Raw genomic sequence first — 20,757 nt, forward strand, 5'->3', positions numbered from 1 at the left:
ACAAAGCGATGCGCAAGGCAATGATTGTATGGGGCGGCTGGCCGGGACATGATCCGGACCTCTGTGCCTCGATGATCCGCGGCTGGCTCAAGGCCGAAGGGTTCGAGGTGCAGATCGAGACCACGACCGCCGCCTTCGCTGACCCCGCGATTCACGATCTGTCGCTGATCATCCCGATCTACACCATGTCTAAGATTGAGAAGGCGGAAGCACTCAATCTCTGCGCGGCGGTGCGCAGCGGCGTCGGGCTCGCCGGGCATCATGGCGGCATGTGCGACGCCTTCCGCGATTCGGTGGACTACCAGTTTCTGTGCGGCGGGCAGTGGGTCGCACATCCCGGCAATATCATCGATTACCGGGTCGACTTGACCAGACCGGACGATCCCATCATGAAGGGCTTGAAGAGTTTCGAGCACCGGTCCGAGCAATACTACATGCATGTCGACCCGGCCAACGAGGTGTTGGCGACCACGACGTTCAGCGGCGAGCACGCACCCTGGATCGAAGGTGTCGTGATGCCGGTGGTTTGGAAGAAGCGATATGGCGCGGGCCGCGTGTTCTATTCCTCGCTTGGCCATCGCGCCTATGAGCTCGACGTTCCGGAGATCCGCACCTTGATGACCCGCGGCATGCTATGGGCGGCGCGCGAGTGACTGTTGGAGCGACGCCGTCACCCGTCCGCGCCACGCTCGAGGACGTCGCGCGGACGGCGGGCGTGTCGCTCGCCACCGTCGACCGCGTCATCAACCGCCGCGAGGGCGTGCGGGCCAAGACCGTCGCGCGTGTCGAGGCCGCCGTGGCTAAGCTCGGCTACCGCGCCGACATTGCTGCCGCGCGTCTTGCCAGGGGCCAGAGCTTCCGCTTTGCCTTCGTGCTGCCGACCGGCGGCAACAGTTTCATGACGAATTTGACCGAGCAGGTCCAGCGAACGGCGGAATGGCTGGCCGGGCAGCGCGGCTTCATCGACATCCTCCATGTCGACGTGTTCGACCCGGATGTGCTGGCCGGCACGCTGGAGACCTTGTCGCCGGCCTATCAGGGCGTCGCCGTGATCGCGCTCGACCATCCGAGGGTGCGAGCCGCGATCGACGAGCTTGCTGCCCGCGGGGTCGCGGTCGTGACGCTGGTGTCCGACGCGCCGAGCTCGCGCCGCCTGCATTATGTCGGCATCGACAATCCGGCGGCGGGACGGACGGCGGCGACGCTGATGGGGCGTTTCCTGGGCGGCCGTGACGGGACTGTCGCGGTGATCGCGGGGTCGTTGTCGCTGCGCGATCACGCCGAACGGCAGTTCGGCTTCAACCAGATCCTGTGCAGCGAGTACCCGAGTCTTCGCGCGCTGCCGACGATCGAGGGCCGCGACGACAGCGAGCTCACGCGCCAGCTCACGGCCGAGCTGCTGGCGCGCCATTCGGATCTGCGCGGCATCTATTGCTGCGGCGCCGGCAACCGCGGCATCGCCGACGCCCTGGAGGCGTCGGGGCGGGCCCGCGAGGTCGTCTGGATCACCCATGAGCTGACCCAGCATACGCGGCGGTTCCTGGTCCGCGGCACGCTCGACGCGATCATCAACCAGGATCCGGGCCACGAGGCCCGCTCCGCGGCGCGCGTCCTGCTCGCGCATTGTTCGGGCGAGCCGATCAGCCCCGATCAGGAGCGCATCCGCATCGACATCTTTCTGCGCGACAATCTGCCGTGATCTAGCAGAGCGGCCGGGAGCATGATGCGTTTTCGTGGAAACGCATCTGGTCTAGAGCCAGCCGAAGATCGCGATCGCCAACACGGCCTGGGCGGCGAAGCCAACCAGAAAGGCGACCGTTCGGAACAGCGGCAGGCCGAGCGTGTAGACGATCACATGGGCGACCCGCGACCAGAAATAGACGGCGCAGGCCAGCACCGTCCATTTGGTCGAGTAGTCCATCGAATTGAGGATCAGCACCAGCGGCGCGAAGATGATCAGGTTCTCGACCGCGTTGTCATGCGCGAACATCAGCCGAGTCGCCCAGGGCGCGTGCGGCTTGTCGTTGCGGGAGGGGTTGGCCATGGCGCCGGTGAGGCCGCGGACCTGGCAGCGGTTCAGAATATAGGGAACCCAGAGCAGCCCGGTCAGAATGACCGTGAGCGTCAGCCAGAACAGTTCGCGCGTCATCGAGATCCCCTCAACTGATTACCGTCCCGCCCCGGCGGGACCGAGGCGTTATAATCAATTGCCGCGGATCACGCTACGCGCGGACGCGCACATACGAGCCCGGCGCGTCCTCGATCGGTGGATAGGCATCGTTGCCGACGCTGCGGGCGGGAACCTCTTCCGGATCGAGTTCGGCGAGCCACGCGCGCCAGTCCGGCCACCACGACCCCTTATGCTCCTGCGCGCCCTTCATCCAGTCCTTCAGCGAGATGTCGTGGATCTGGTCGTTGGTCCAGTACTGGTATTTGCCGGAGGAGGGCGGGTTGACCACGCCGGCAATGTGGCCCGAGCCCGAGAGCACATACTTCACCGGGCCGCCGAAGAACTGCGAGCCGTAGAGAACAGAATCCGCCGGCGCGATGTGGTCCTCGCGCGTCGCCAGATTGTAGACCGGCACCTTCACCTTGGAGAGATCGAGCAGCGTGTTGTCGAGCACCATCGTGCCCTGCGTCAGCCGGTTCTCCAGGTAGCAGTTGCGCAGGTAATAGGAGTGGTTGGCCGCCGACATCCGCGTGGCGTCCGAATTCCAGTGCAGCAGGTCGAACGCCGCCGGCGGCTGGCCCTTGAGGTAGTTGTTGACGACATAGGACCAGATCAGGTCGTTCGACCTGAGCATGTTGAAGGCCATCGCCATCTTGCTGCCTTCGAGCACGCCCGAGGCCTGCATGTCGCGCTCCAGCGCCGAGATCTGCGTCTCGTCGACGAACACCAGCAGGTCGCCCGCATGCGTGAAGTCGACCTGCGCGGCGAGGAACGTCGCAGAGGTCACGCGCTGGCGGCGCTTGTCGGCGAGCCAGGCGAGCGTGGTCGCGAGCATGGTGCCGCCGACGCAATAGCCGAGCGTGTGCACCTTCATCTCGCCCGTCACCTTCTCGATGACGTCCATCGCGGTGAGCGGACCTTCCTTCATGTAGTCCTCCCAGGTCTTGGTCCCGAGCTTCTTGTCGGGATTGACCCAGGAGATCACGAATACCGTGAGGCCCTGATCGACGCACCATTTGATGAAGGATTTCTCCGGGCGCAGATCGAGGATGTAGAACTTGTTGATCCAGGGCGGGATGATCAGCAGCGGCGTGCGCAGCACGTTCTCCGTCGACGGCGCGTACTGGATCAGCTGCATCATCTCGTTCTGGAAGATCACCTTGCCCGGCGTCATCGCCATGTTGACGCCGACCTCGAGATTGGCCGGGTCGGATTGGCGGATCTTCAGCGTGCCCTTGCCGGCCTCGATGTCCTCGGCAAGCATCTGCATGCCACGCACGAGATTGTCGCCGCTCGACGACAGCGTCTGCCGCAGCACTTCCGGATTGGTCAGGACGAAGTTGGACGGCGCCAGCGCATTGGTGATCTGGTTGACGTAGAACTCGGCCTTCTTGCGTGTATGCGGATCGAGCCCTTCGGCATTGTGGACGAGATCCTGCGCCCATTGTGTCGTCAGCAGATAGGCCTGCATGACGAAGTCGAAGAACTGGTTCGACTTCCATTCCGGATCGGCGAAGCGCTTGTCGCGCGGCGACGGCGAAATCGCCGGTGGCGCGTCTTCGCCCGCGAGCCGACGTGAGGCCGAGCCCCACAGGTCGAGATAGCCCTTCGCGATCTTGGTCTGGATATCGCTGGCGCGATCCTTGTCGGACAGCCAATAATCGGCGACCGCCGTGAACGACTTCACGACTTCGGCCAGCTCGGTCGGCGGCCGATCCTGAACTTCACCGGTTTCGCGCGGCTTCAAATAGGCTGCGAGAGCCTTGCCGCTCGTCTCCATTGCTCTCGCGATATTCGTCGCGAAGGCTTCGGCGTCGAATGTTTTTGTTGATTGGGTGGTGCTGTTCGAAACGTCGGTCATGGCCTGATCACACTATCGCGTCGGGAGCGGTTCGTCACCGCGCGAGATCAACAATCCGCGAGTTTGCGGTTAATTCGATTATTGCGTGTTGCGTTGCGAAAAAGTCTGGCGTTTCTGACCCATTGCGTTCGTAGCCGAGATTCTTGTTCAACCCTGTAACGTTTGGGGTGACAATTGGTTGTGCTGCGGCAAAATGCGCCGCGTTGCGATTGGCTGGTTTGTGGCGGGAGTGGGGGCTTGGTTTGAGGTGGTTGGGACGGAGCTGGACGACGCGGACGCAGGCCATCGCGGCGGGCGTGGTGTTGTCGTATGCCGCGTTGGCGCTGTCCGGCTGCTCGAGCCCGATCGCCGACATGCCGTCCCTGGATTCCGATGCGGTGGTGCGGCCGAAGGAGCCGGGCGGATATCTCCCGGTGAACGACGTGCCGCGTGAACGTGAGACGCCGATCATCTCGCCCGAAGAGCGCGCCAAGATCGAAAAGGAGCTGGCGGCCGCGCGAGATCGCCAAGCCTCCGCAGGGACGGCCGGCAAGGACCGCTGACCCGCCGCCGCCCGGGACGACGTTACGGCTTTGACGCACGTAATTTTCTGGCGCGGCGCAGCGTCCATGATAAAACACCGGAATCAACCGCACCTGAGCGTGTCGTCGCCGGCTAAGCCGTAAGGTCGTGCTAAGTTTATGTTTTAGCACGAATTTCGGTACATCGCTCGCGCCGCCGCAGAGCCAGCGATGCTGGCTGTATCGCCCCCGGTTGCCGGAGCCGAGAGACCCATGGAAGATTTCTATCGCATCCGCCGTCTGCCGCCTTACGTCTTCGAGCAGGTCAACCGGGCCAAGGCGGCCGCGCGGAACGCCGGCGCCGACATCATCGATCTCGGCATGGGCAATCCGGATCTGCCGGCCCCGCCCCATGTGTTGGAGAAGCTCAAGGAAACCCTCGGCAAGCCGCGCACCGACCGCTATTCGGCATCGCGCGGCATCGTCGGGCTGCGCCGGGCGCAGGCGGCCTATTACGACCGCCGGTTCGGGGTGAAGCTCAACCCTGACACCCAGATCGTCGCCACGCTCGGCTCGAAGGAAGGTTTCGCCAACGTCGCGCAGGCGATCACCGCGCCGGGCGATGTCATTCTGTGTCCGAACCCGAGCTATCCGATCCACGCTTTCGGCTTCCTGATGGCGGGCGGCGTGATCCGCTCGGTGCCGTCGGAACCGACGCCGCAATTCTTCGAGGCCGCCGAGCGCGCGATCATCCATTCGATCCCGAAGCCGCTCGCGCTGATCGTCTGCTATCCGAGCAACCCGACCGCCTATGTTGCGAGCCTGGATTTCTATCGCGACTTGGTTGCATTCGCGAAGAAGCACGAAATCCTCATTCTGTCGGACCTCGCTTATGCCGAGGTCTATTTCGACGACAAGAATCCGCCGCCCTCTGTTTTGCAGGTGCCGGGCGCGATGGATGTCGCCGTCGAATTCACCTCGATGTCCAAGACCTATTCGATGGCCGGCTGGCGGATCGGCTTCGCCGTGGGCAATGAGCGCATCATCGCGGCGCTGGCGCGGGTCAAGTCGTATCTCGATTACGGCGCGTTCACGCCAGTGCAGGTTGCGGCGACAGCGGCGCTGAACGGGCCCGACGATTGCATTCGCGAGATGCGCGAGACCTATCGCAAGCGCCGTGACACGCTGGTCGAGGCGTTCGGCCGCGCCGGCTGGGAGATCCCGTCGCCGGAGGCGTCGATGTTCGCCTGGGCGCCCTTGCCCGAAGCCTTCAAGGGTCTCGGCAGCATGCAGTTCGCGACCCTCATGGTGGAGAAGTCGGGGGTCGCGGTGTCGCCGGGCGTCGGCTTCGGTGAGCACGGCGAGGGCTATGTGCGCATCGCGCTGGTCGAGAATGAGCAGCGCATCCGGCAGGCTGCGCGCGGCGTCCGTCGGTTCCTTGAAAGTGGCATCGAAACGTTGCACAACGTCGTGCCGATCGCCAATCGGCGCTAAACCTTCTGCTGCTTTCCTATCGACAGGTTCTCTGATTCCATGGTCGCACCCCTGAGAGTGGGCATCGCGGGCCTCGGCACCGTGGGTGTCGAGGTCGTTCGTCTCCTTGAGCGTCAGGGGCGCGTGCTGACCGAGCGGACGGGACGGCCCGTGCGCGTGGTCGCGGTCACTGCGCGGTCGAAGGCCAAGAAGCGCGGCATCGATCTGTCCGGTATCAAGTGGGCCAAGGATGCGCTCGCGCTGGCAAGCGATCCGGACGTCGATTGTCTGGTCGAATTGATGGGCGGTGCCGGCGATCCCGCGCTGTCGGCGATCGATACCGCGCTCAAGGCCGGCAAGTCGGTGGTCACGGCGAACAAGGCGCTGATCGCCAAGCATGGCCTGAAGCTGGCGAAGGCCGCCGAGAAGCATGGCGGCGCATTGAACTTCGAGGCCGCCGTCGGTGCCGCCATCCCGGTGATCAAGACCCTGCGCGAGGGGCTCGCCGGCACTGATATCAGCCGCGTCTATGGCATCCTCAACGGTACCTGCAACTACATCCTGACCCGCATGGAGCAGGAGGGACTGTCGTTCGACGAGTGTCTGAAGGATGCGCAGCGTCTCGGCTATGCCGAAGCCGATCCGTCGTTCGACATTCATGGCCACGATACCGCGCAGAAGCTGGCGATCCTGGCGAGCCTCGCCTTCGGCACGCAGGTTGCGCAGAACTCGGTCTATGTCGAGGGCATCTCCTCGATCGCGCCGGAGGACCTGCGCGCGGCGGCCGAACTCGGCTACCGCGTCAAGCTGCTTGGCGTCGCGGTGCGGACCGCCAAGGGAATCGAGCAGCGGGTGCACCCGACGATGGTGCCGAAATCCTCGTCGATCGCCCAGGTAATGGGGGTGACCAATGCGGTCACGATCGATGGTGAGGGCATTCCGCCGATCACGCTGGTCGGGCCTGGAGCAGGAGGCGCCGCGACCGCGTCGGCCGTCGTTGCTGATATCGCCGACGTCGCGCGCGGCATCCGGGCGGCGCCGTTTGGCCGGCCGGTCGACAAGCTGCAGGCCACCGAGAAGGCGCCGATGGAGCGGCATGAGGGCGGCTATTACATCCGCCTGATGGCGCGCGACCATGCGGGCACCGCGGCCACGATCGCGACCCGTCTGGCCGAGCAGAAGATCTCGATCGAATCGATCGTGCAGCGCCATCCCAATGGCGGCGAGCCGCCGCCATCGGCCGGCAAGGGCAGTCCCGTCCCCGTGATCCTGGTCACCTATGCGACCCACGAGGATGCTGTGCACAAGGCGCTGCAGGCTGTGCAGCGCGACAAGGTCATCAGCGGCAAACCTCAGGTGATCCGAATCGAGAAGAATTAGCGCATGATACCCAGGGAACCGCTTGTCCCTGCTCAAACAAACGCGTGGCGTTTGTTGATGGTTCATGCTCAAACCGGGGAAGTTCTTGGGCGGAGACCGGCCATTGCTGCCGACCGCCTGATCCCGACGCCGCCCCTGCGGACGGCGTCTGAGCGATAGGTTTTGATGGCGGGTGTCCGCCGAGACGTCTTGAGGAGTTGGCCGATGTCGACGCAGATTTCTGTCCCGCAGCAATTGTTGCTCGAGCGCATTCTGACGCTGGAGCTGGTGCGCGTGACCGAGCGAGCTGCGGTGTCGGCGGCGCGGCTGCGCGGCCATGGCCAGGAGAAGCCGGCCGACCAGGCGGCCGTCGACGCGATGCGCCGCGAGCTCAACAAGCTGCCGATCGAAGGCACCATCGTGATCGGCGAGGGCGAGCGCGACGAGGCGCCGATGCTCTATATCGGCGAGAAGGTCGGCCTCAATGCCGGCCCCAAGGTCGACATCGCGGTTGACCCGCTCGAAGGCACCACGCTGTGCGCCAAGAACATGCCGGGCGCGATCGCGACCATGGCGATGGCCGATGGCGGCACCCTGCTGCATGCCCCCGACGTCTACATGCAGAAGCTCGCGATTGGTCCCGGCTATGCCAAGGGCGTGGTCGATCTCGACGCCACCCCGGCCGACAACGTCCGTCGCCTCGCCAAGGCCAAGGGTGTCGACCCCAGCGCGATCACGGTGCTGGTGCTGGATCGTCCACGTCATGCCGACATCATCCAGGGCGTCCGCTCGACCGGTGCCGCCGTGCGCCTGATCACCGATGGCGACGTTGCCGGCGTGATCCATTGTGCCGATCCCGACAACACCGGCGTCGACATGTATCTCGGCACGGGCGGCGCGCCGGAAGGCGTGCTGGCCGCAGTGGCGCTGCGCTGCATCGGCGGCCAGATGCAGTGCCGGCTGATCCTCGACACCGAGGAGAAGAGGGAGCGCGCAGCCAAGATGGGCGTCGGCGATCCCAAGATGATCTACGGCATCGAAGACATGGCCCGTGGCGACTGCCTGTTCGCGGCCACCGGCGTCACCACCGGCTCGTTGCTGTCGGGCGTCAGGTTCCGCAAGGACGGCGTCATCGAGACCGAGACCGTGGTGATGCGCTCGGTGACCGGCACGGTGCGTTACATCCGCGCCGAGCACCGTCAGCTGGAGAAATTCCACCTCGACTGACGGCGGAGTGCCGCGATGTCCGATCTCTCGATGGTCAAGGCGCTGGTGTTCGACGTGTTCGGCACCGTCGTCGACTGGCGCACCAGCCTGATCAACGACTTCACCGCCTGGTCGAAGTCCCGCGGCATCCAGGGCGACTGGACCGCGCTGGTCGACGGCTGGCGCGGGCTCTATGTCGGCTCGATGGACGAGGTCCGCAAGCATCCTGAGCGCGGCTACGTCATCCTCGACGTGCTGCATCGCCGCTCGCTGGAGACGCTCGTCGCCCAGCTCGGCATCAGCGGCCTCACCGAGGCCGATCTCGATCATCTCACCCGCGGCTGGCACCGGTTGCATCCGTGGGCCGATAGCGTCGCTGGGCTGACCCGGCTGAAACGCAAATACATCATCGCGCCGCTCTCCAACGGCAATGTCGCGCTGCTCACCAACATGGCGAAGTTCGCCGGTCTCCCCTGGGACCTGGTGCTCTCCGCCGAGCTGTTTCAGCACTACAAGCCCGACCCCGAGACCTATCTCGGCGCCGCGCGTCTGCTCGGTCTTGCGCCCGGCGAGGTCATGATGGTCGCCGCGCACAACAATGATCTCGAAGCGGCCCAGCGCTACGGCCTCAAGACCGCCTTCGTCGCGCGGCCCACCGAATACGGCCCGCTGCAGAGCCGCGACTTCGAGGCCACCGGCGCCTGGGACATCGTCGCCGCCGACTTTGGCGGCATCGCCGACCGCCTAGGCTGCTGAACCGTCTGCATCACGCGCCAGAGATGATCACGCCGTACCAGCCGAGACCCTTGTAGGTCTCGTAGCCGGGCGTGGCGTGAAAGGCGACCAGGCGGCCCGATGCGTCCTGATAGAAGCCGCTGGGCTTGCCGTCGAGCCTGAGCGAAACGCGCTCGCTGAGGATGCCCTGGCCGTCCGACGCAGCAATGACACGGCCGTTGGAGTCGACCAGCAGCACACGGGCCTTGTCGCTTTCGCTGACGCGAACGCCCTGCACGATGGCGCGCGCCTGCGCTTCCCAATCGAAATGGATCGCGAGCACCCCGAGCGGCTTGCCATGGGCCTTGCCGTCCTCGCGCACCGATGCGCAATAGGTCGCGACCTGGGCGTTGCCGAGCAGCGGCTGGCACTCGACGTCGCCTGCGACATAGTCGTCGCCCGAGCGCAGGCCGCGCGCCTCGCGAAACCATTTGGTATCGGCCACGCTCTGGCCGACGACGTTGAAGCGGTCCGCCCGGCCGTTGGCGATGACCTTGCCGCTGGGATCGCATAGCCAGAGATCGAGATAGACCGTGTAGGCGGAGAGAATCACCGCGAGCCGTTCGGACACATGGACGACGCGGGCAGCATCGGGCGAAGCCGCACAATCGACCACGGCCGAATCCGTCGCCCACCAGCGCACGTCACAGGTCCGCTCATAAAGATTGCGGTCGATCAGCTCGATGGCGTTCAGCGCGAGATCGACCATGCGCTCGCCGCGCGCCCGCTCGGTCATGCGCTCGATCGAGCTCTTGAGATTGCCGGTGCGTGTCGTCAGCTGTCCTTCGAGCTCGCGGGCGATGGTCTCGACCTGCTGGCCGACGGCGCGCACCTCCTGCGCCACGACGGCAAAGCCGGCGCCCTGCGCGCCGACGCGCGAGCTCTCGATCAGCGCGTTCAGCGCCAGCATCTTCATCTGATTGGTGATCTGCTGGATCGACTTGGTCTTCTCGCAGGCGATCTGATTGACCTCGCCGGTGAGCCGCGCGATCAGCGCGGAAACGTCGGTCTCGTCGTCGGCACGGGACGCTTGCGGGGAAACGAGGGAATGGGACGACTTCAAATCAGGCGCAGTCAGCATCGGATGAACTCCATGTTGCTGTACGTCTCTCCCGGCGCGGAGATCGCCAACAAAAAAATAAACGGTTCTTTTGATTGAAATTGTAGGGAGTTCGCCTAACGCCCGTTTAATGCACCCCCTTCGACATAGCTGTAATTTTAGGCAACTGTTATTAGGTACCGTCAATCGCATCGACTTCGTTGGATATCTGGCAAAACCCCTGGGGTTCCCGGCCTGGAACCTGATCGCCGCGCGTCGTTGCTGTAGATTCGGCCGCGGCCTGCGAATCGCCGCACCGCGCAAGAGGCTTTGCGACCCATGACACCGCTTGCCACAGCCCTGCCGATGAGTGCGCCCCAGGCGTTCCTCGGCGTGCGGCTGTCGCTCACCAACAAATTGTGGCGCGACCGGCTGGATGCCCGCGGCGCAGCGCGGGCGCTGGCGATGGTGCAGCGCTATCAGCTGCCGGAGATGCTGGCCCGGGTCCTGGCCGGACGCGACGTCGACATCGACGCCGTCAACGACTTCCTCGACCCCACCATCCGCAAGCTGATGCCAGATCCGTTCACGGTGACGCAGATGGAAGCCGCGGCCAAGCGCATTGCGGATGCCGCGGTCAGGGGAGAGAAGGTCGCGATCTTCGGCGACTATGACGTCGACGGCGCCACCTCGGCGGCGCTGCTCGCCTGGCATCTGCGCCATTGCGGGCTGGATCCGCTGATCCACATTCCCGACCGCATCTTCGAGGGCTATGGCCCCAACGTCGAAGCCATCCGCGCGCTCGCCGGCAAAGGCGCGACCCTGCTCGTCACGGTCGATTGCGGCACGACCAGTCTGGAGCCGTTGGCCGAGGCGAGGCGGCTCGGCATGTCCGTGGTTGTGATCGACCACCATCAATGCGGCGAGGAGCTGCCCGAGGTCGAGGCACTGGTCAACCCGAACCGGCCCGACGATCTCTCCGGCCTCGGCTATCTCGCTGCGGTGGGGCTGACCTTGGTGACCCTGGTCGCAGTCAACAGGGAGCTGCGCGGCCGCGGCTTCTGGAGCGGGACGCGGCCGGAGCCTGATCTCCTGAGCATGCTGCATCACGTCGCGCTCGGCACCGTCGCCGACGTCGCGCCGTTGATCGCGCTCAACCGCGCCTTTGTCGCCAAGGGCCTGATCGCGATGCGCCGGCGCGACCATGTCGGCCATACCGCGCTGATGGATGTCGCGCGTCTCAACGGCCCGCCGGAGGCGTGGCATCTCGGCTTCATGCTCGGGCCGCGCATCAATGCCGGCGGCCGCATCGGCCGCGCCGATCTCGGCGTGCGGCTGCTGCTGGAGAGCGACGTTTCCGAGGCCGCTCGGATCGCCGCCGAGCTCGACCGGCTCAACAGCGAGCGCCGCATCATCGAGCAGCACGCCGAGGCACAGGCCGAGGCGGAAGCGCTGGCGTCGCTGGGCCTGGAAGACAAGGGTGCTGTCATCGTGACAGCCTCCGAAGGCTGGCATCCCGGCGTGGTCGGGCTGGTCGCGTCCAGGCTGAAGGAAAAGTTCGCGCGGCCCGCCTTTGCGATCGCGCTCGAGCCCGGCGGCATCGGCACCGGATCGGGCCGCTCGATACCGGGCGTCGATCTCGGTAAGGCCGTGCGCCACGCCGTGGAGCAGGGCCTCCTGATCAAGGGCGGCGGCCATGCCATGGCCGCCGGCGTCACCCTGCGCAAGGAACGGCTGGCGGAATTCCGCGCTTATCTCGAAAGCGCGCTCGCGGCTGACGTGGCCGAGGCGCGCCACGTCAACGAGATCCTGATCGATGGCGCGATCAGCGCGCGCGCCGCGACGCCGGAGCTGGTCGCGACGCTCAATCGCGCGGGTCCGTTCGGCAGCGGCAATCCCGAGCCGATCGTGGCACTGCCGTCGCATCAGCTGGTCTATGCCGACGAGGTCGGGCAGGCGCATCTGAAGCTGCGCTTCAAGTCCGGTGACGGCGCCACCGTCAACGCCATTGCGTTCCGCTCGGTCGGCCAGAAGCTCGGCAATGCGCTGGTTCAGCATCGCGGCCAGGTCCTGCACGTCGCCGGCACGCTCACTGTCGACCGCTACCAGGGCGTCGAGCGCGTGCAGCTGCGCGTCCTCGATGTCGCCGTGCCGGACCACGGTCCGGCGATGATCCGGTAGCAGTCCGCACATCCGCTGTCGTCCCGAGTCATCTCTCCGTCGTCATGGCCGGGGCAAGTCCGGGCAAGACGAAATAACTCATCAGCAGGCTCTGATTTGACACGGTCCGTTCGATCTCAATCCCCGAGGTCGCGGACGCCGGAACGACAGTGGAGCGTGTGACGCGCATCGTGGCCCGCATGACGCTTCGATCTCGCCGCGCCATCGCGCCCGAGTGATGCCTGATCAAAGCCCTCATCGGAGGAGAGAGGGCGCAGGGAATGCCGGGTGAAGACCTCACCCATGGCCCGCCTGCAAACGAAAAAGCAGGCGGCAGTCACCACAGGTCAGGCCGATCAACCGGCATTCCCTGCGCGATGGGTTTAACGTTTATACGCGATCTCCCCGGTGTCCGGCTGATAGCCACCGTCGTCAGCGGGATCATCATCACCCACCGGCTTGGCGCCAGCTTCGGGGCGCCAGGACCACGCGATTTCACGTCCGCAACCTGCCGTTCGCCCGCGCGCTGCGAGAGCACGCTGCGGCAAGATCGCGGCCACCGCATCCCATCCTCCACGTTCGTGACGATCGCGAAGCGTCCCTCTCATGAGGACGGAATGCACAGAGTATTTCTGATTTTCGGAATAAGGGCAAGCAAAATCTCGCTTGCGTCTGCGGTCGAGGTCATCCCACTGACATCGCAGCGGCTCATGACGTTTACGCGCAGCTGCGCGGACCACCGCGCGGCGACGCGACGGCGGACGCCGTCGCGGGCGTACCTCTGTACCATCCGATCATCCTCGTCTAAATTTGCAGCGAGTGAACCAACCGGAATGAGGACACTTCGATGGGGCGTCTGCCTGCCATGATCATGGCCCTGCTGGTGGGTTCGTCGTGGGCCCATGCTGAACCGGGCAAGCACTGGCAGACGGCAAACCCGAGCGAAAAGCCGTGGTCTGCGGCGATTTCGCGGGAGGTTCAGCAGTTCGCCGACGAGCAGAAGCCGACGGCGATCATGGTGGTCAGGGACGATGAGATCATCGCCTCGTCGGGCGACATCGGCGCCAAGGTCAATGTCCGGTCCGCGCGCAAGAGCCTCATCAGCGCCTTGTACGGCATTGCCGTCGAGGAAGGCCGGATCAACCTCGACAGCACCCTTGCCGAACGCGCCATCGACGATAGCCCCGACGCCCTGTCGCCGGCCGAGAAGACCGCAACGGTTCGCCAATTGCTGATGGCGCGGTCGGGCGTCTATCATCTCGCGGCCTACGAGACGCCGCAGATGAAGCAGCTCCGGCCGGCGCGCGGAAGCCATCCGCCTGGCAGCTTCTGGTACTACAACAATTGGGATTTCAACGCGCTCGGCACGATCTATCGGCAATCCATGGGCGACGTGTTCAAAAGCTTCGAGACGCGGATCGCGCGGCCGCTGGGCATGGAGGATTTTTCGACGAGGGATGGTCACTACCAGAAGGAGGACTCGTCCTCGCATCCGGCCTACGTGTTTCACATGAGCGCCCGCGACCTGGCGCGATTCGGCGTGCTCTTTCTCAACGGCGGACGCTGGAACGGGGCGCAACTGGTGCCGGCGCATTGGGTGACGGAATCCACCACGCGACTGTCGGACACGGAGCAGCAGGAACGCGGCTATGGCTATCTCTGGTGGACGTATGCGAAGTCGGATTCGGGCTTCAGTGCCTTCTTCGCCAATGGCTATGGCGGCCAATTGGTCGTCGTCGTCCCGTCGAAGCACCTCGTGCTCGTCGAACTGGTCGATCTCGACGCGAACCCGCATGGTGTCCGAACCCAACGCGTTCTCGATCTGGTGAGCAGGATCAGCGCGTCGGTGCCATGAGGGAGCATACGAAGGCTATCGCGCTCAACCTGAGATCCGATCACGTCTCAGCAAGTTTGCTTGCATGGGGGCCGGGCTCAGCGCCAGAACGGCTTCGGCAATTGCTCGAGATTGAATTTGGGGGCCGGCCGGGGAGCGGGCGGAGGCGCATCGTCCGGCGCGGAGTACAGCAGGAACGCCTCGAAGGGCACGTCGGGCGCTTCCTCCGCGCGGCCGGAGCAGGTGAAGGGAATTGTGCGGCAGCAGCCTTCCAGGCTGAGTGTCAGTTCGTCGGGACCGAACAGCGATGGCTGTCCTGGGGCGTGCCGCTTCGTTCTGATGATGGCTGTGAAGCGATCGCCGCGGGCCTCGTAGCTCCCGCTATAGCTCAGCACGCCATCGCCGCCGCGGACGTTGCCCGCGGCCAATTGCACGATCCCGGTCCCCTGGCCCCTGGGGGTCTTGAACCAGGCGGAATAGGTACCTTCCTTTATCATGGGCGTGGCCCCCATCGATCGACTGCGGCATCGTTGTGCATCGCAAATTAAAGGAAGGTGAAAACAGCCGTCCGAAACCGGTGAGAACCCGGCAATTTATTCGTATACAAATGGTGAGCCGTTTGGCCGCTCAGCTGCCTGCGTCCCGACTGGCCAGGCGGCGCGCCGATCATCCGCGATCGCATGAAATTAGCCGGACGGCGGCCGGCGGCCCGGCGTATAAGAGAATCTGATCAGGTCATCTCCAAGGACATGCAATGGCATCCGAACCCCGCTCGCCGCGTCTGGCCGTGCTCATCGACGCCGACAATGCCTCGGCCAAGATCGTCGACGGGCTGTTCGAGGAGATCGCCAAGATCGGCGAAGCCAGCGTGCGCCGGATCTATGGCGACTTCTCCAGCCCGCGCTCGAAGCCGTGGGCCGATACGCTGGCGCGACATGCGATCGTGCCGCAGCAGCAGTTCGCCTATACGACCGGCAAGAATGCCTCCGACATCACGCTGGTGATCGACGCGATGGACCTGCTGCATAGCGGGCGGTTCGACGGCTTCTGCCTGGTGTCGTCGGACAGCGACTTCACGCGGCTGGCCGCGCGCATCCGCGAACAGGGCATCGACGTGTTCGGCTTCGGCGAGCAGAAGACGCCGGAGAGCTTCCGGCAGGCCTGCCGCCGGTTCATCTACACGGAGAACTTGCGCAGCGACGCTGCGAGCAGCAAGGACGCGGACAGCGCGGCAGTGCCGAAGTCGCTGCTGCCGGTCAGCGCGGCGACGCCGATGATCAAGAAGGTCATCACGCAGATGGAGAGCGAGGACGGCTGGGTCGCGCTCGGCGAGGTCGGCAAGCAGCTCTCCAACCTGGTGTCCGACTTCGACCCGCGTACCTATGGCTGCCGCAAGCTGAGCGATCTCGTCCGCAAGACCGGAGGCTTCGAGATCGAGGAGCAGTCGAAGGGCGGTGGCTCGGTGCGCATCCGCGTCAAGGCGGCGACCGCGCCGCAACCCAGGGCGAGAGCGCCGAGGGGCCACCGCGAGGCGGCCAAGCCGTGATATTCCGGCGCAGCGCTGCGTGTGACGGGCAACCCGGCTCTCCGGCGCGGCGAGCGAAGCAAAGCGATCCCAAGTCTTCGTGCAGCCTGGATTGCCTCGCGTCGCTCGCAATGACGCGAGAGGACATGTGATCGCCCAAAGCCTGCCCAACAAGGCGACTTGATCGGCTGCTCAACCGCCCTGTCGCAGCTTCGCCAGCACCTTCAGCCCGCCATAGCCGTCGGCGGGTGTGAGGCCGGCCTTGGCCTGGAAGTCGCGGATCGCCTTCATGGTGTCGTTGCCGACGCGGCCGTCGGTGCCGCCGGTGTCGAAGCCGGCCGCCGTCAGGCGCTTCTGCATCTCCTGGACCTCGGCCAAGGTCAGCGCGCGCTCGGAGCCGGGGAAGGGCTGCAGGAAGGGCGGCGCCCCCAGGATGCGGTCGCCGAGATGGCAAATCGCGAGCGCGTAGCTCATCGCCGGATTGTAGGACTTCACCGAGTAGAAGTTCGGTCCGAGCAGGAAGGCGGGGCCGCCCTCGACGGGGATCCACAGCTGCGCGGTCGCGTTCGGCTGCGGGAAGGGCTGGCCGTCGGCGCGGGTGACGCCGGCGGCCTGCCATGCCGCATAGGTCCTGCTGCCCGACATGTTGCCGGGTGCCCGCACCTCGTAGCCCCAGTGCTCGCCGCGATGATATTTGCCGCGATTGACGAGATAGCGCGCGGTCGAACCGAGCGCGTCGTCGGGACGGCCGAACGGCGAGATCTTGCCGTCGCCGTCATAGTCGAAGCCGACGTTCAGCCAGACCTCGGGCATCCATTGTGTGTGGCCCATCGCGCCGGCCCAGGAGCCGCGCATCTCCTCCGGCGTGCTCCAGCCGCGGTCGACGATTTTCAGCGCGTTGGTGAGCTCGGTCTCCCAATAGGCCTTGCGGCGCGGCTCGTTCCAGGCGAGCGCGGCGAGCGCGGGAAACACCGGCCGCATGTGGTTCTGCTGCACCAGCGGATCGCCGAACGCGGACTCGACGCCCCACAGCGCCAGCAAGGTGCCGCGCTCGACGCCGAAATCCTTCTCGATGCGCGCGAACAGCGCCTCGTTCTTCGCTAGCGCCGCCTTGCCGTTGATGACGCGCCAGTCGGAGACGCGGCGGTTGATGTATTGCCAGAGCTGCTCCTTGAACTCGGGCTGATTGCGCATCTCCTTGAACACGGTCATGTCCGGCTCGAGCCGTGCCATCACGCGCGTCCAGGTCGCCTGCGAGATGCCCTTGGCAAGCGCGCGGCCGCGGAAGCCGTCGCGCCAGGCGTCGAATTCGGCCGGCGCGGCGGCTGCAGGCAGGGCAGGAACGAGCAGCGCGGCGGCACCAAGGCCGGAACGGAGCAGGGTGCGGCGGGTCGGGGAATCGGGCTGGGTCATGGCCCGCATTCTAGCGGCTGCTGCGGACGGACGGCAGACCCCGCGTGGCGCTCAATCCGGGTGGAACTCGGCGGCGATGCGCGCCAGCCAGCGGCGGATGGTCGCGACATCGCGTTTTCCCAGGCCGGCGGCCAGCCGCTGCTCCAGCGCGGTCGCCCGGCGCCGCGCCTTGGCCAGCAGCGCGAGGCCGCGCGCGGTCAGGGTCCATTGCAGCATCCGGCCATGGACCGGATGCGAAGCCCTGCGAATGGCGCCGTCGCGCTCGAGATTGCCGATGATCACGTTGACGGTCTGCGGCGTCAGCAGGGCCATGCGCGCGCAGTCAGCGCCGGACAGGCCGGGATAGGCCTTCAGCATGGTCAGCACCACGAATTGCGGATGGGTCAGGCCGGTGGAAGCCAGCGCGCGCTCGAGCGATAGCCGCGCCGCAGCCTGGGCCTGGCGCAGCAGATAAGCGAGATGGCCGTCCTCGCCGCGCTTGCCTTCACCGGGCGACGGCAGGGCTTGGCCGGCCGACGCTGTTCGCGCACGAGGCGGGCGCGACTGCCGCGTGGACGGACGGCCCGGCGGCCTTCGCTTCGTCGATCGAGAGCTTGCCTTGCGCATGGTATCAGAGCTCTGATAAATTATCAGAAGGCTGATAACATAAGAGACGTCAAATGTCACACGCACGCAGCGATTACACGAGTTTCAGGAACCAGGCGCCGGAGCTCTACGATGCCATCCTCGCGGTGAGCCAGCAGGCGGCCAAGGCCGGTCTCGACAAGCAACTGCTCGAACTGGTCAAGATCCGGGCGTCGCAGATCAACGGCTGTGCGTTCTGCGTGCAGCATCACGTGCTGCTGGCCGAGAAGCTCGGCGTGTCGGCCGACAAGATCAACCTCGTCGTCGCCTGGCGCGAAGCGCCGCAGTTTTCGTCCCGGGAGCGCGCGGCGCTCGCCTTCACCGAGGCACTGACCAAGCTGGATGGCGGCGTCAGCGACGAGGTCTATGGGCTGGCGCGCGCCGAATTCTCCGAGACGGAGTTGGTGTTTCTGACCTCGGCCATCGGTGTCATCAATCTCTGGAATCGCTACGGCGTCGCCTTCCGCTGGACGCCGGCGGAGCGGCCGGCGCGCGCCACGACCTGAGTTGCAGGGAACCGCGGCCAAGCCGCGCGAGTTGTGTCTTCAAAAGAGGAGGCGCACATGACCGAGCCGAACGAGGCGCTCAAGCCGGACGATTTCCCGCTCGAGGCGGAAAAGGGCCGCGTCTGCCGCCAGGACGGCAAGCCGATCGCGCGCACCGACACCGAAGCGATGGCCCACGAGATCGCCGAGCGTCTCAATGCCGAGGAGCATCGCCGGGAAGAGGACAAATGGTCGGCGTGAGATCGGCCGCTTGCAGTCGTGAACGGCCGGATCAAGTCCGGCCATGGCGATGCGGCGGCCGCCGGCCGTAGCTCAGAACGGATTCGCCGGCTGCGCGCGCTTGGGCCCTTCGGGCTTGGGCTCCACGGCCAGCCTCGGGTCGGTCGGCATCACGCGCGCGCCGGCAGCACGCGCGACCTGTCCGGTGGCTGATTGGCGCGCCTGCTCGGCGGATTTGATTTCCGGCGGATGCCAGCGGTCGCGCACCAGCATCGTCAGCGCGCCGACGCAGAGGAGCGCGATCGCCGCTGACACCAGCGCCAGCCCAGTCCTGCGATGAGGCGTGTCTGTCACCATCCGCGATCCTCCTTCGACCACTAACCCGCGGGCGGGGAGGTCGGTTCCGGCAAGCCAGGCCGCGGCGCGATCAGTTCCGATGACGCCCTGCGGCGGCATCGGCCTGCGGGCCGGCGGCGGGCGGAAGCGCACCGGTCATCGCCGGCGCCAGCGTGACGGCTGACGACAGCGCCGGTGGCGTCGTCGTCTCCGGGCCGATCTCGCGGCCACGGCCGCCGATCAGGCGCTCATAGGCGGCGACCAGCGTCGTATAGGGATTGACCCAGATCCAGCCGTCGCGCGTGAACAATTGCACGTCGAAATGCAAATGGCGCGTGGTGCCGTTGGGATGGTCGAGATAGTTCGAGACCACGCCGATCGGTTCGCCTTCGCGCAACGGCCGGCCGTTGAGCAGGCCGTCTTTGTCCATCGCCATCGGGTTCATGTGCATGTAGCGGAAGCGGATATGCTCGGTGCCGCTGTTGACCTGCACGGTCACCGCCTGCTGCTTGGCCGATCGGATCACCACGCCGTCGCGCACCGCGAGCACGCGCTGCTGCCACGGATCGCAGCCATCGGGGCCGTCGCGCCGCGTGGGACAGGCGCCGGGCCGGATGTCCTGGCCCTGATGGCCGAGGCCGCTGGCGCATTGGCCGACATTGAAATCGCGCGCCTCGCAGAAATTGTCGCGCCAGGGATACTGGCTCCAGGGCTGCTCGAGCTTGTCGCTGGCGCGGCGGCGGCCGAACGATTGCGAGTGCACATAGGCCGGCGCATCCAGCGGGAAGCGGATCTGTGCATAGGCGGTGCGGTCGGCCCGGCCGGTCTGGCCGCGCGCGCCGCTATTGGCGACGATGTCGCCCGACGGACGGTAGGTGAAGTCGGCCGAGAAGGTCTCGGGCCGCTCGGCGGCCATCGGCGTCATGCCGGGCGGCAGGCGGGCCGGCAGACCGCCAGCCACCCGCAGCGCCTTCAGGAAGCGCTCGGCGATCGGATAGGCCTCGCGGCAGGCCAGCCGCCGCGGCCGCGGCGCACTGTCGAGGCATTGGATCGAGACCACATAGGGCACGCCGAAGCGGGTGAAGGCGTAGCGCACATAGCCTTCGCGGATGAAACGGCGCAGGTCAGGATAATATGCGGCCAGCGCCTTGACCGGATCGCCCTTGCCGCCGGCCGGATCGGTGATGTCGTAGGTGATGGCCGAGCCAGTGATCTGGATCTCGACCGGTTTGGCGAAGACCCGCGACGGCAGGCCATCGGACGTCTCCGCCGGCAGCGAGAACACCGCGTCGTAGCCGGACGGGCCGGCGGCGAACAGGTCGGTGTGAAAATCGGCCTGGACATCCTTCGGAGGTGCCCCAGCGCTGACGCCATGGCGGCGCGCCGCCAGATAGGCGGTGGCATCGAACGGCAGCAAAACGGGGACCGGACTGCGTCCGATCCCCGTGAAGATCGCCGAGGTCACGCCGTTGAGCTGGATCAGCGCAGGCCATCTGCGCGGGTCATCCGGACCGACGCTGCGCCGGCGCGCGCTGAGGGCAAAGTCGGCGGCGACCTCGGGCGCCGCGTTGAGCTCGGAGCGCAATTGGTCCGACGCGGCTCGCCAATCAGTGCGATGGACCGTGCGGGCCGGCGAGGCGAAGCCGTCGGCCGCGCGCCCTGCGGACGGCGCGGCCAGCATCATGATCGCCGCCAGGACGGCAACCGTGATGATGCGTCTTGCCCCTCTGCTTGCCCCCAATCCCGCACGCCCCCCGG

At 66.0% G+C, this 20,757-nt stretch carries 21 protein-coding genes; 12 read left to right on the forward strand and 9 right to left on the reverse strand.

Translation table 11 applies throughout. The features are described from left to right. Positions 1 to 8: 8 nt before the first annotated feature. Entirely contained in the window at positions 9 to 653 is a 645-nt protein-coding gene (locus BBTA_RS18685; protein WP_012044062.1) for a ThuA domain-containing protein, read from the forward strand. Next, positions 650 to 1,699 (forward strand): LacI family DNA-binding transcriptional regulator, encoded by a 1,050-nt coding sequence (locus BBTA_RS18690; RefSeq protein WP_012044063.1) that lies wholly within the window; start codon positions 650 to 652, stop codon positions 1,697 to 1,699. The genes BBTA_RS18685 and BBTA_RS18690 overlap by 4 nt, the downstream gene beginning before the upstream one ends. A 51-nt stretch (positions 1,700 to 1,750) precedes the next feature. Here BBTA_RS18690 and BBTA_RS18695 read toward each other — a convergent pair whose 3' ends face one another. The 3 genes from BBTA_RS18695 to BBTA_RS40135 all read right to left on the reverse strand — a co-directional run bounded on the left by BBTA_RS18695 (position 1,751) and on the right by BBTA_RS40135 (position 4,386). Next, complete coding sequence (locus BBTA_RS18695; protein ID WP_012044064.1) at positions 1,751 to 2,149, reverse strand: MAPEG family protein; 399 nt, start codon at positions 2,147 to 2,149, stop codon at positions 1,751 to 1,753. 73 nt (positions 2,150 to 2,222) lie between these two features. Then, entirely contained in the window at positions 2,223 to 4,031 is a 1,809-nt protein-coding gene (locus tag BBTA_RS18700) for an alpha/beta hydrolase (protein ID WP_012044065.1), read from the reverse strand. Positions 4,032 to 4,065: 34 nt separating this feature from the next. After that, positions 4,066 to 4,386 carry a hypothetical protein gene (locus BBTA_RS40135; protein ID WP_148221472.1) on the reverse strand — a complete coding sequence of 107 codons (321 nt, stop codon included), beginning with the start codon at positions 4,384 to 4,386 and terminating at the stop codon, positions 4,066 to 4,068. Here BBTA_RS40135 and BBTA_RS38995 point away from each other — a divergent pair. From BBTA_RS38995 to BBTA_RS18725, 5 genes are all read left to right on the forward strand, one after another. Continuing rightward, positions 4,274 to 4,573 (forward strand): hypothetical protein, encoded by a 300-nt coding sequence (locus BBTA_RS38995; RefSeq protein WP_012044066.1) that lies wholly within the window; start codon positions 4,274 to 4,276, stop codon positions 4,571 to 4,573. The genes BBTA_RS40135 and BBTA_RS38995 overlap by 113 nt on opposite strands. Positions 4,574 to 4,804: 231 nt before the next feature. Further along, entirely contained in the window at positions 4,805 to 6,025 is a 1,221-nt protein-coding gene (locus BBTA_RS18710) for an LL-diaminopimelate aminotransferase (RefSeq protein WP_012044067.1), read from the forward strand. A gap of 39 nt (positions 6,026 to 6,064) precedes the next feature. After that, positions 6,065 to 7,384: a homoserine dehydrogenase gene (locus BBTA_RS18715; protein ID WP_012044068.1), complete on the forward strand. Its 1,320-nt coding sequence runs from the start codon at positions 6,065 to 6,067 to the stop codon at positions 7,382 to 7,384. Positions 7,385 to 7,588: 204 nt separating this feature from the next. Beyond that, positions 7,589 to 8,590, forward strand: a complete 1,002-nt coding sequence (gene glpX / locus BBTA_RS18720) for a class II fructose-bisphosphatase (RefSeq protein WP_012044069.1) — start codon at positions 7,589 to 7,591, stop codon at positions 8,588 to 8,590. 15 nt (positions 8,591 to 8,605) lie between these two features. Further along, positions 8,606 to 9,325: a haloacid dehalogenase type II gene (locus BBTA_RS18725; RefSeq protein WP_012044070.1), complete on the forward strand. Its 720-nt coding sequence runs from the start codon at positions 8,606 to 8,608 to the stop codon at positions 9,323 to 9,325. 10 nt (positions 9,326 to 9,335) lie between these two features. Here BBTA_RS18725 and BBTA_RS18730 read toward each other — a convergent pair whose 3' ends face one another. Further along, the gene (locus tag BBTA_RS18730) at positions 9,336 to 10,424 is read right to left on the reverse strand and encodes a methyl-accepting chemotaxis protein (RefSeq protein ID WP_012044071.1); all 1,089 of its coding nucleotides are present in this window, start codon (positions 10,422 to 10,424) and stop codon (positions 9,336 to 9,338) included. A gap of 297 nt (positions 10,425 to 10,721) precedes the next feature. Here BBTA_RS18730 and recJ point away from each other — a divergent pair, with 297 nt between their 5' ends. Further along, positions 10,722 to 12,563, forward strand: coding sequence for a single-stranded-DNA-specific exonuclease RecJ (recJ, locus tag BBTA_RS18735; RefSeq protein WP_012044072.1), 1,842 nt, complete (start codon positions 10,722 to 10,724; stop codon positions 12,561 to 12,563). Between the two features lie 826 nt (positions 12,564 to 13,389). Then, positions 13,390 to 14,397: a serine hydrolase gene (locus tag BBTA_RS18740; protein WP_012044074.1), complete on the forward strand. Its 1,008-nt coding sequence runs from the start codon at positions 13,390 to 13,392 to the stop codon at positions 14,395 to 14,397. 77 nt (positions 14,398 to 14,474) lie between these two features. On the opposite strand, the gene BBTA_RS18745 is transcribed toward BBTA_RS18740, so the two are convergent. Then, positions 14,475 to 14,873 carry a hypothetical protein gene (locus tag BBTA_RS18745; protein ID WP_012044075.1) on the reverse strand — a complete coding sequence of 133 codons (399 nt, stop codon included), beginning with the start codon at positions 14,871 to 14,873 and terminating at the stop codon, positions 14,475 to 14,477. Positions 14,874 to 15,130: 257 nt separating this feature from the next. On the opposite strand from BBTA_RS18745, the gene BBTA_RS18750 reads away from it, so the two are divergent. Further along, a complete protein-coding gene (locus BBTA_RS18750) occupies positions 15,131 to 15,922 on the forward strand; it encodes an NYN domain-containing protein (protein WP_012044076.1) in 792 nt (263 codons plus the stop codon). A gap of 171 nt (positions 15,923 to 16,093) precedes the next feature. Here the strand turns inward: BBTA_RS18750 and BBTA_RS18755 are convergent, their stop codons facing one another. After that, the gene (locus tag BBTA_RS18755; RefSeq protein ID WP_012044077.1) at positions 16,094 to 17,314 is read right to left on the reverse strand and encodes a lytic murein transglycosylase; all 1,221 of its coding nucleotides are present in this window, start codon (positions 17,312 to 17,314) and stop codon (positions 16,094 to 16,096) included. A 51-nt stretch (positions 17,315 to 17,365) separates the two neighbouring features. Beyond that, positions 17,366 to 17,920 carry a MarR family winged helix-turn-helix transcriptional regulator gene (locus tag BBTA_RS18760; protein ID WP_012044078.1) on the reverse strand — a complete coding sequence of 185 codons (555 nt, stop codon included), beginning with the start codon at positions 17,918 to 17,920 and terminating at the stop codon, positions 17,366 to 17,368. A gap of 53 nt (positions 17,921 to 17,973) precedes the next feature. On the opposite strand from BBTA_RS18760, the gene BBTA_RS18765 reads away from it, so the two are divergent. Next, positions 17,974 to 18,444 carry a carboxymuconolactone decarboxylase family protein gene (locus tag BBTA_RS18765; RefSeq protein WP_012044079.1) on the forward strand — a complete coding sequence of 157 codons (471 nt, stop codon included), beginning with the start codon at positions 17,974 to 17,976 and terminating at the stop codon, positions 18,442 to 18,444. A gap of 57 nt (positions 18,445 to 18,501) precedes the next feature. Continuing rightward, a complete protein-coding gene (locus BBTA_RS18770; RefSeq protein ID WP_012044080.1) occupies positions 18,502 to 18,684 on the forward strand; it encodes a hypothetical protein in 183 nt (60 codons plus the stop codon). A gap of 72 nt (positions 18,685 to 18,756) precedes the next feature. On the opposite strand, the gene BBTA_RS18775 is transcribed toward BBTA_RS18770, so the two are convergent. Both BBTA_RS18775 and BBTA_RS18780 read right to left on the reverse strand, forming a co-directional pair. Continuing rightward, positions 18,757 to 19,020, reverse strand: coding sequence for a hypothetical protein (locus BBTA_RS18775; protein WP_012044081.1), 264 nt, complete (start codon positions 19,018 to 19,020; stop codon positions 18,757 to 18,759). Positions 19,021 to 19,090: 70 nt separating this feature from the next. After that, positions 19,091 to 20,683, reverse strand: coding sequence for a M23 family metallopeptidase (locus BBTA_RS18780; protein ID WP_012044082.1), 1,593 nt, complete (start codon positions 20,681 to 20,683; stop codon positions 19,091 to 19,093). Positions 20,684 to 20,757 lie beyond the last annotated feature (74 nt).

This window comes from Bradyrhizobium sp. BTAi1, from assembly GCF_000015165.1.
Lineage (GTDB): Bacteria > Pseudomonadota > Alphaproteobacteria > Rhizobiales > Xanthobacteraceae > Bradyrhizobium > Bradyrhizobium denitrificans.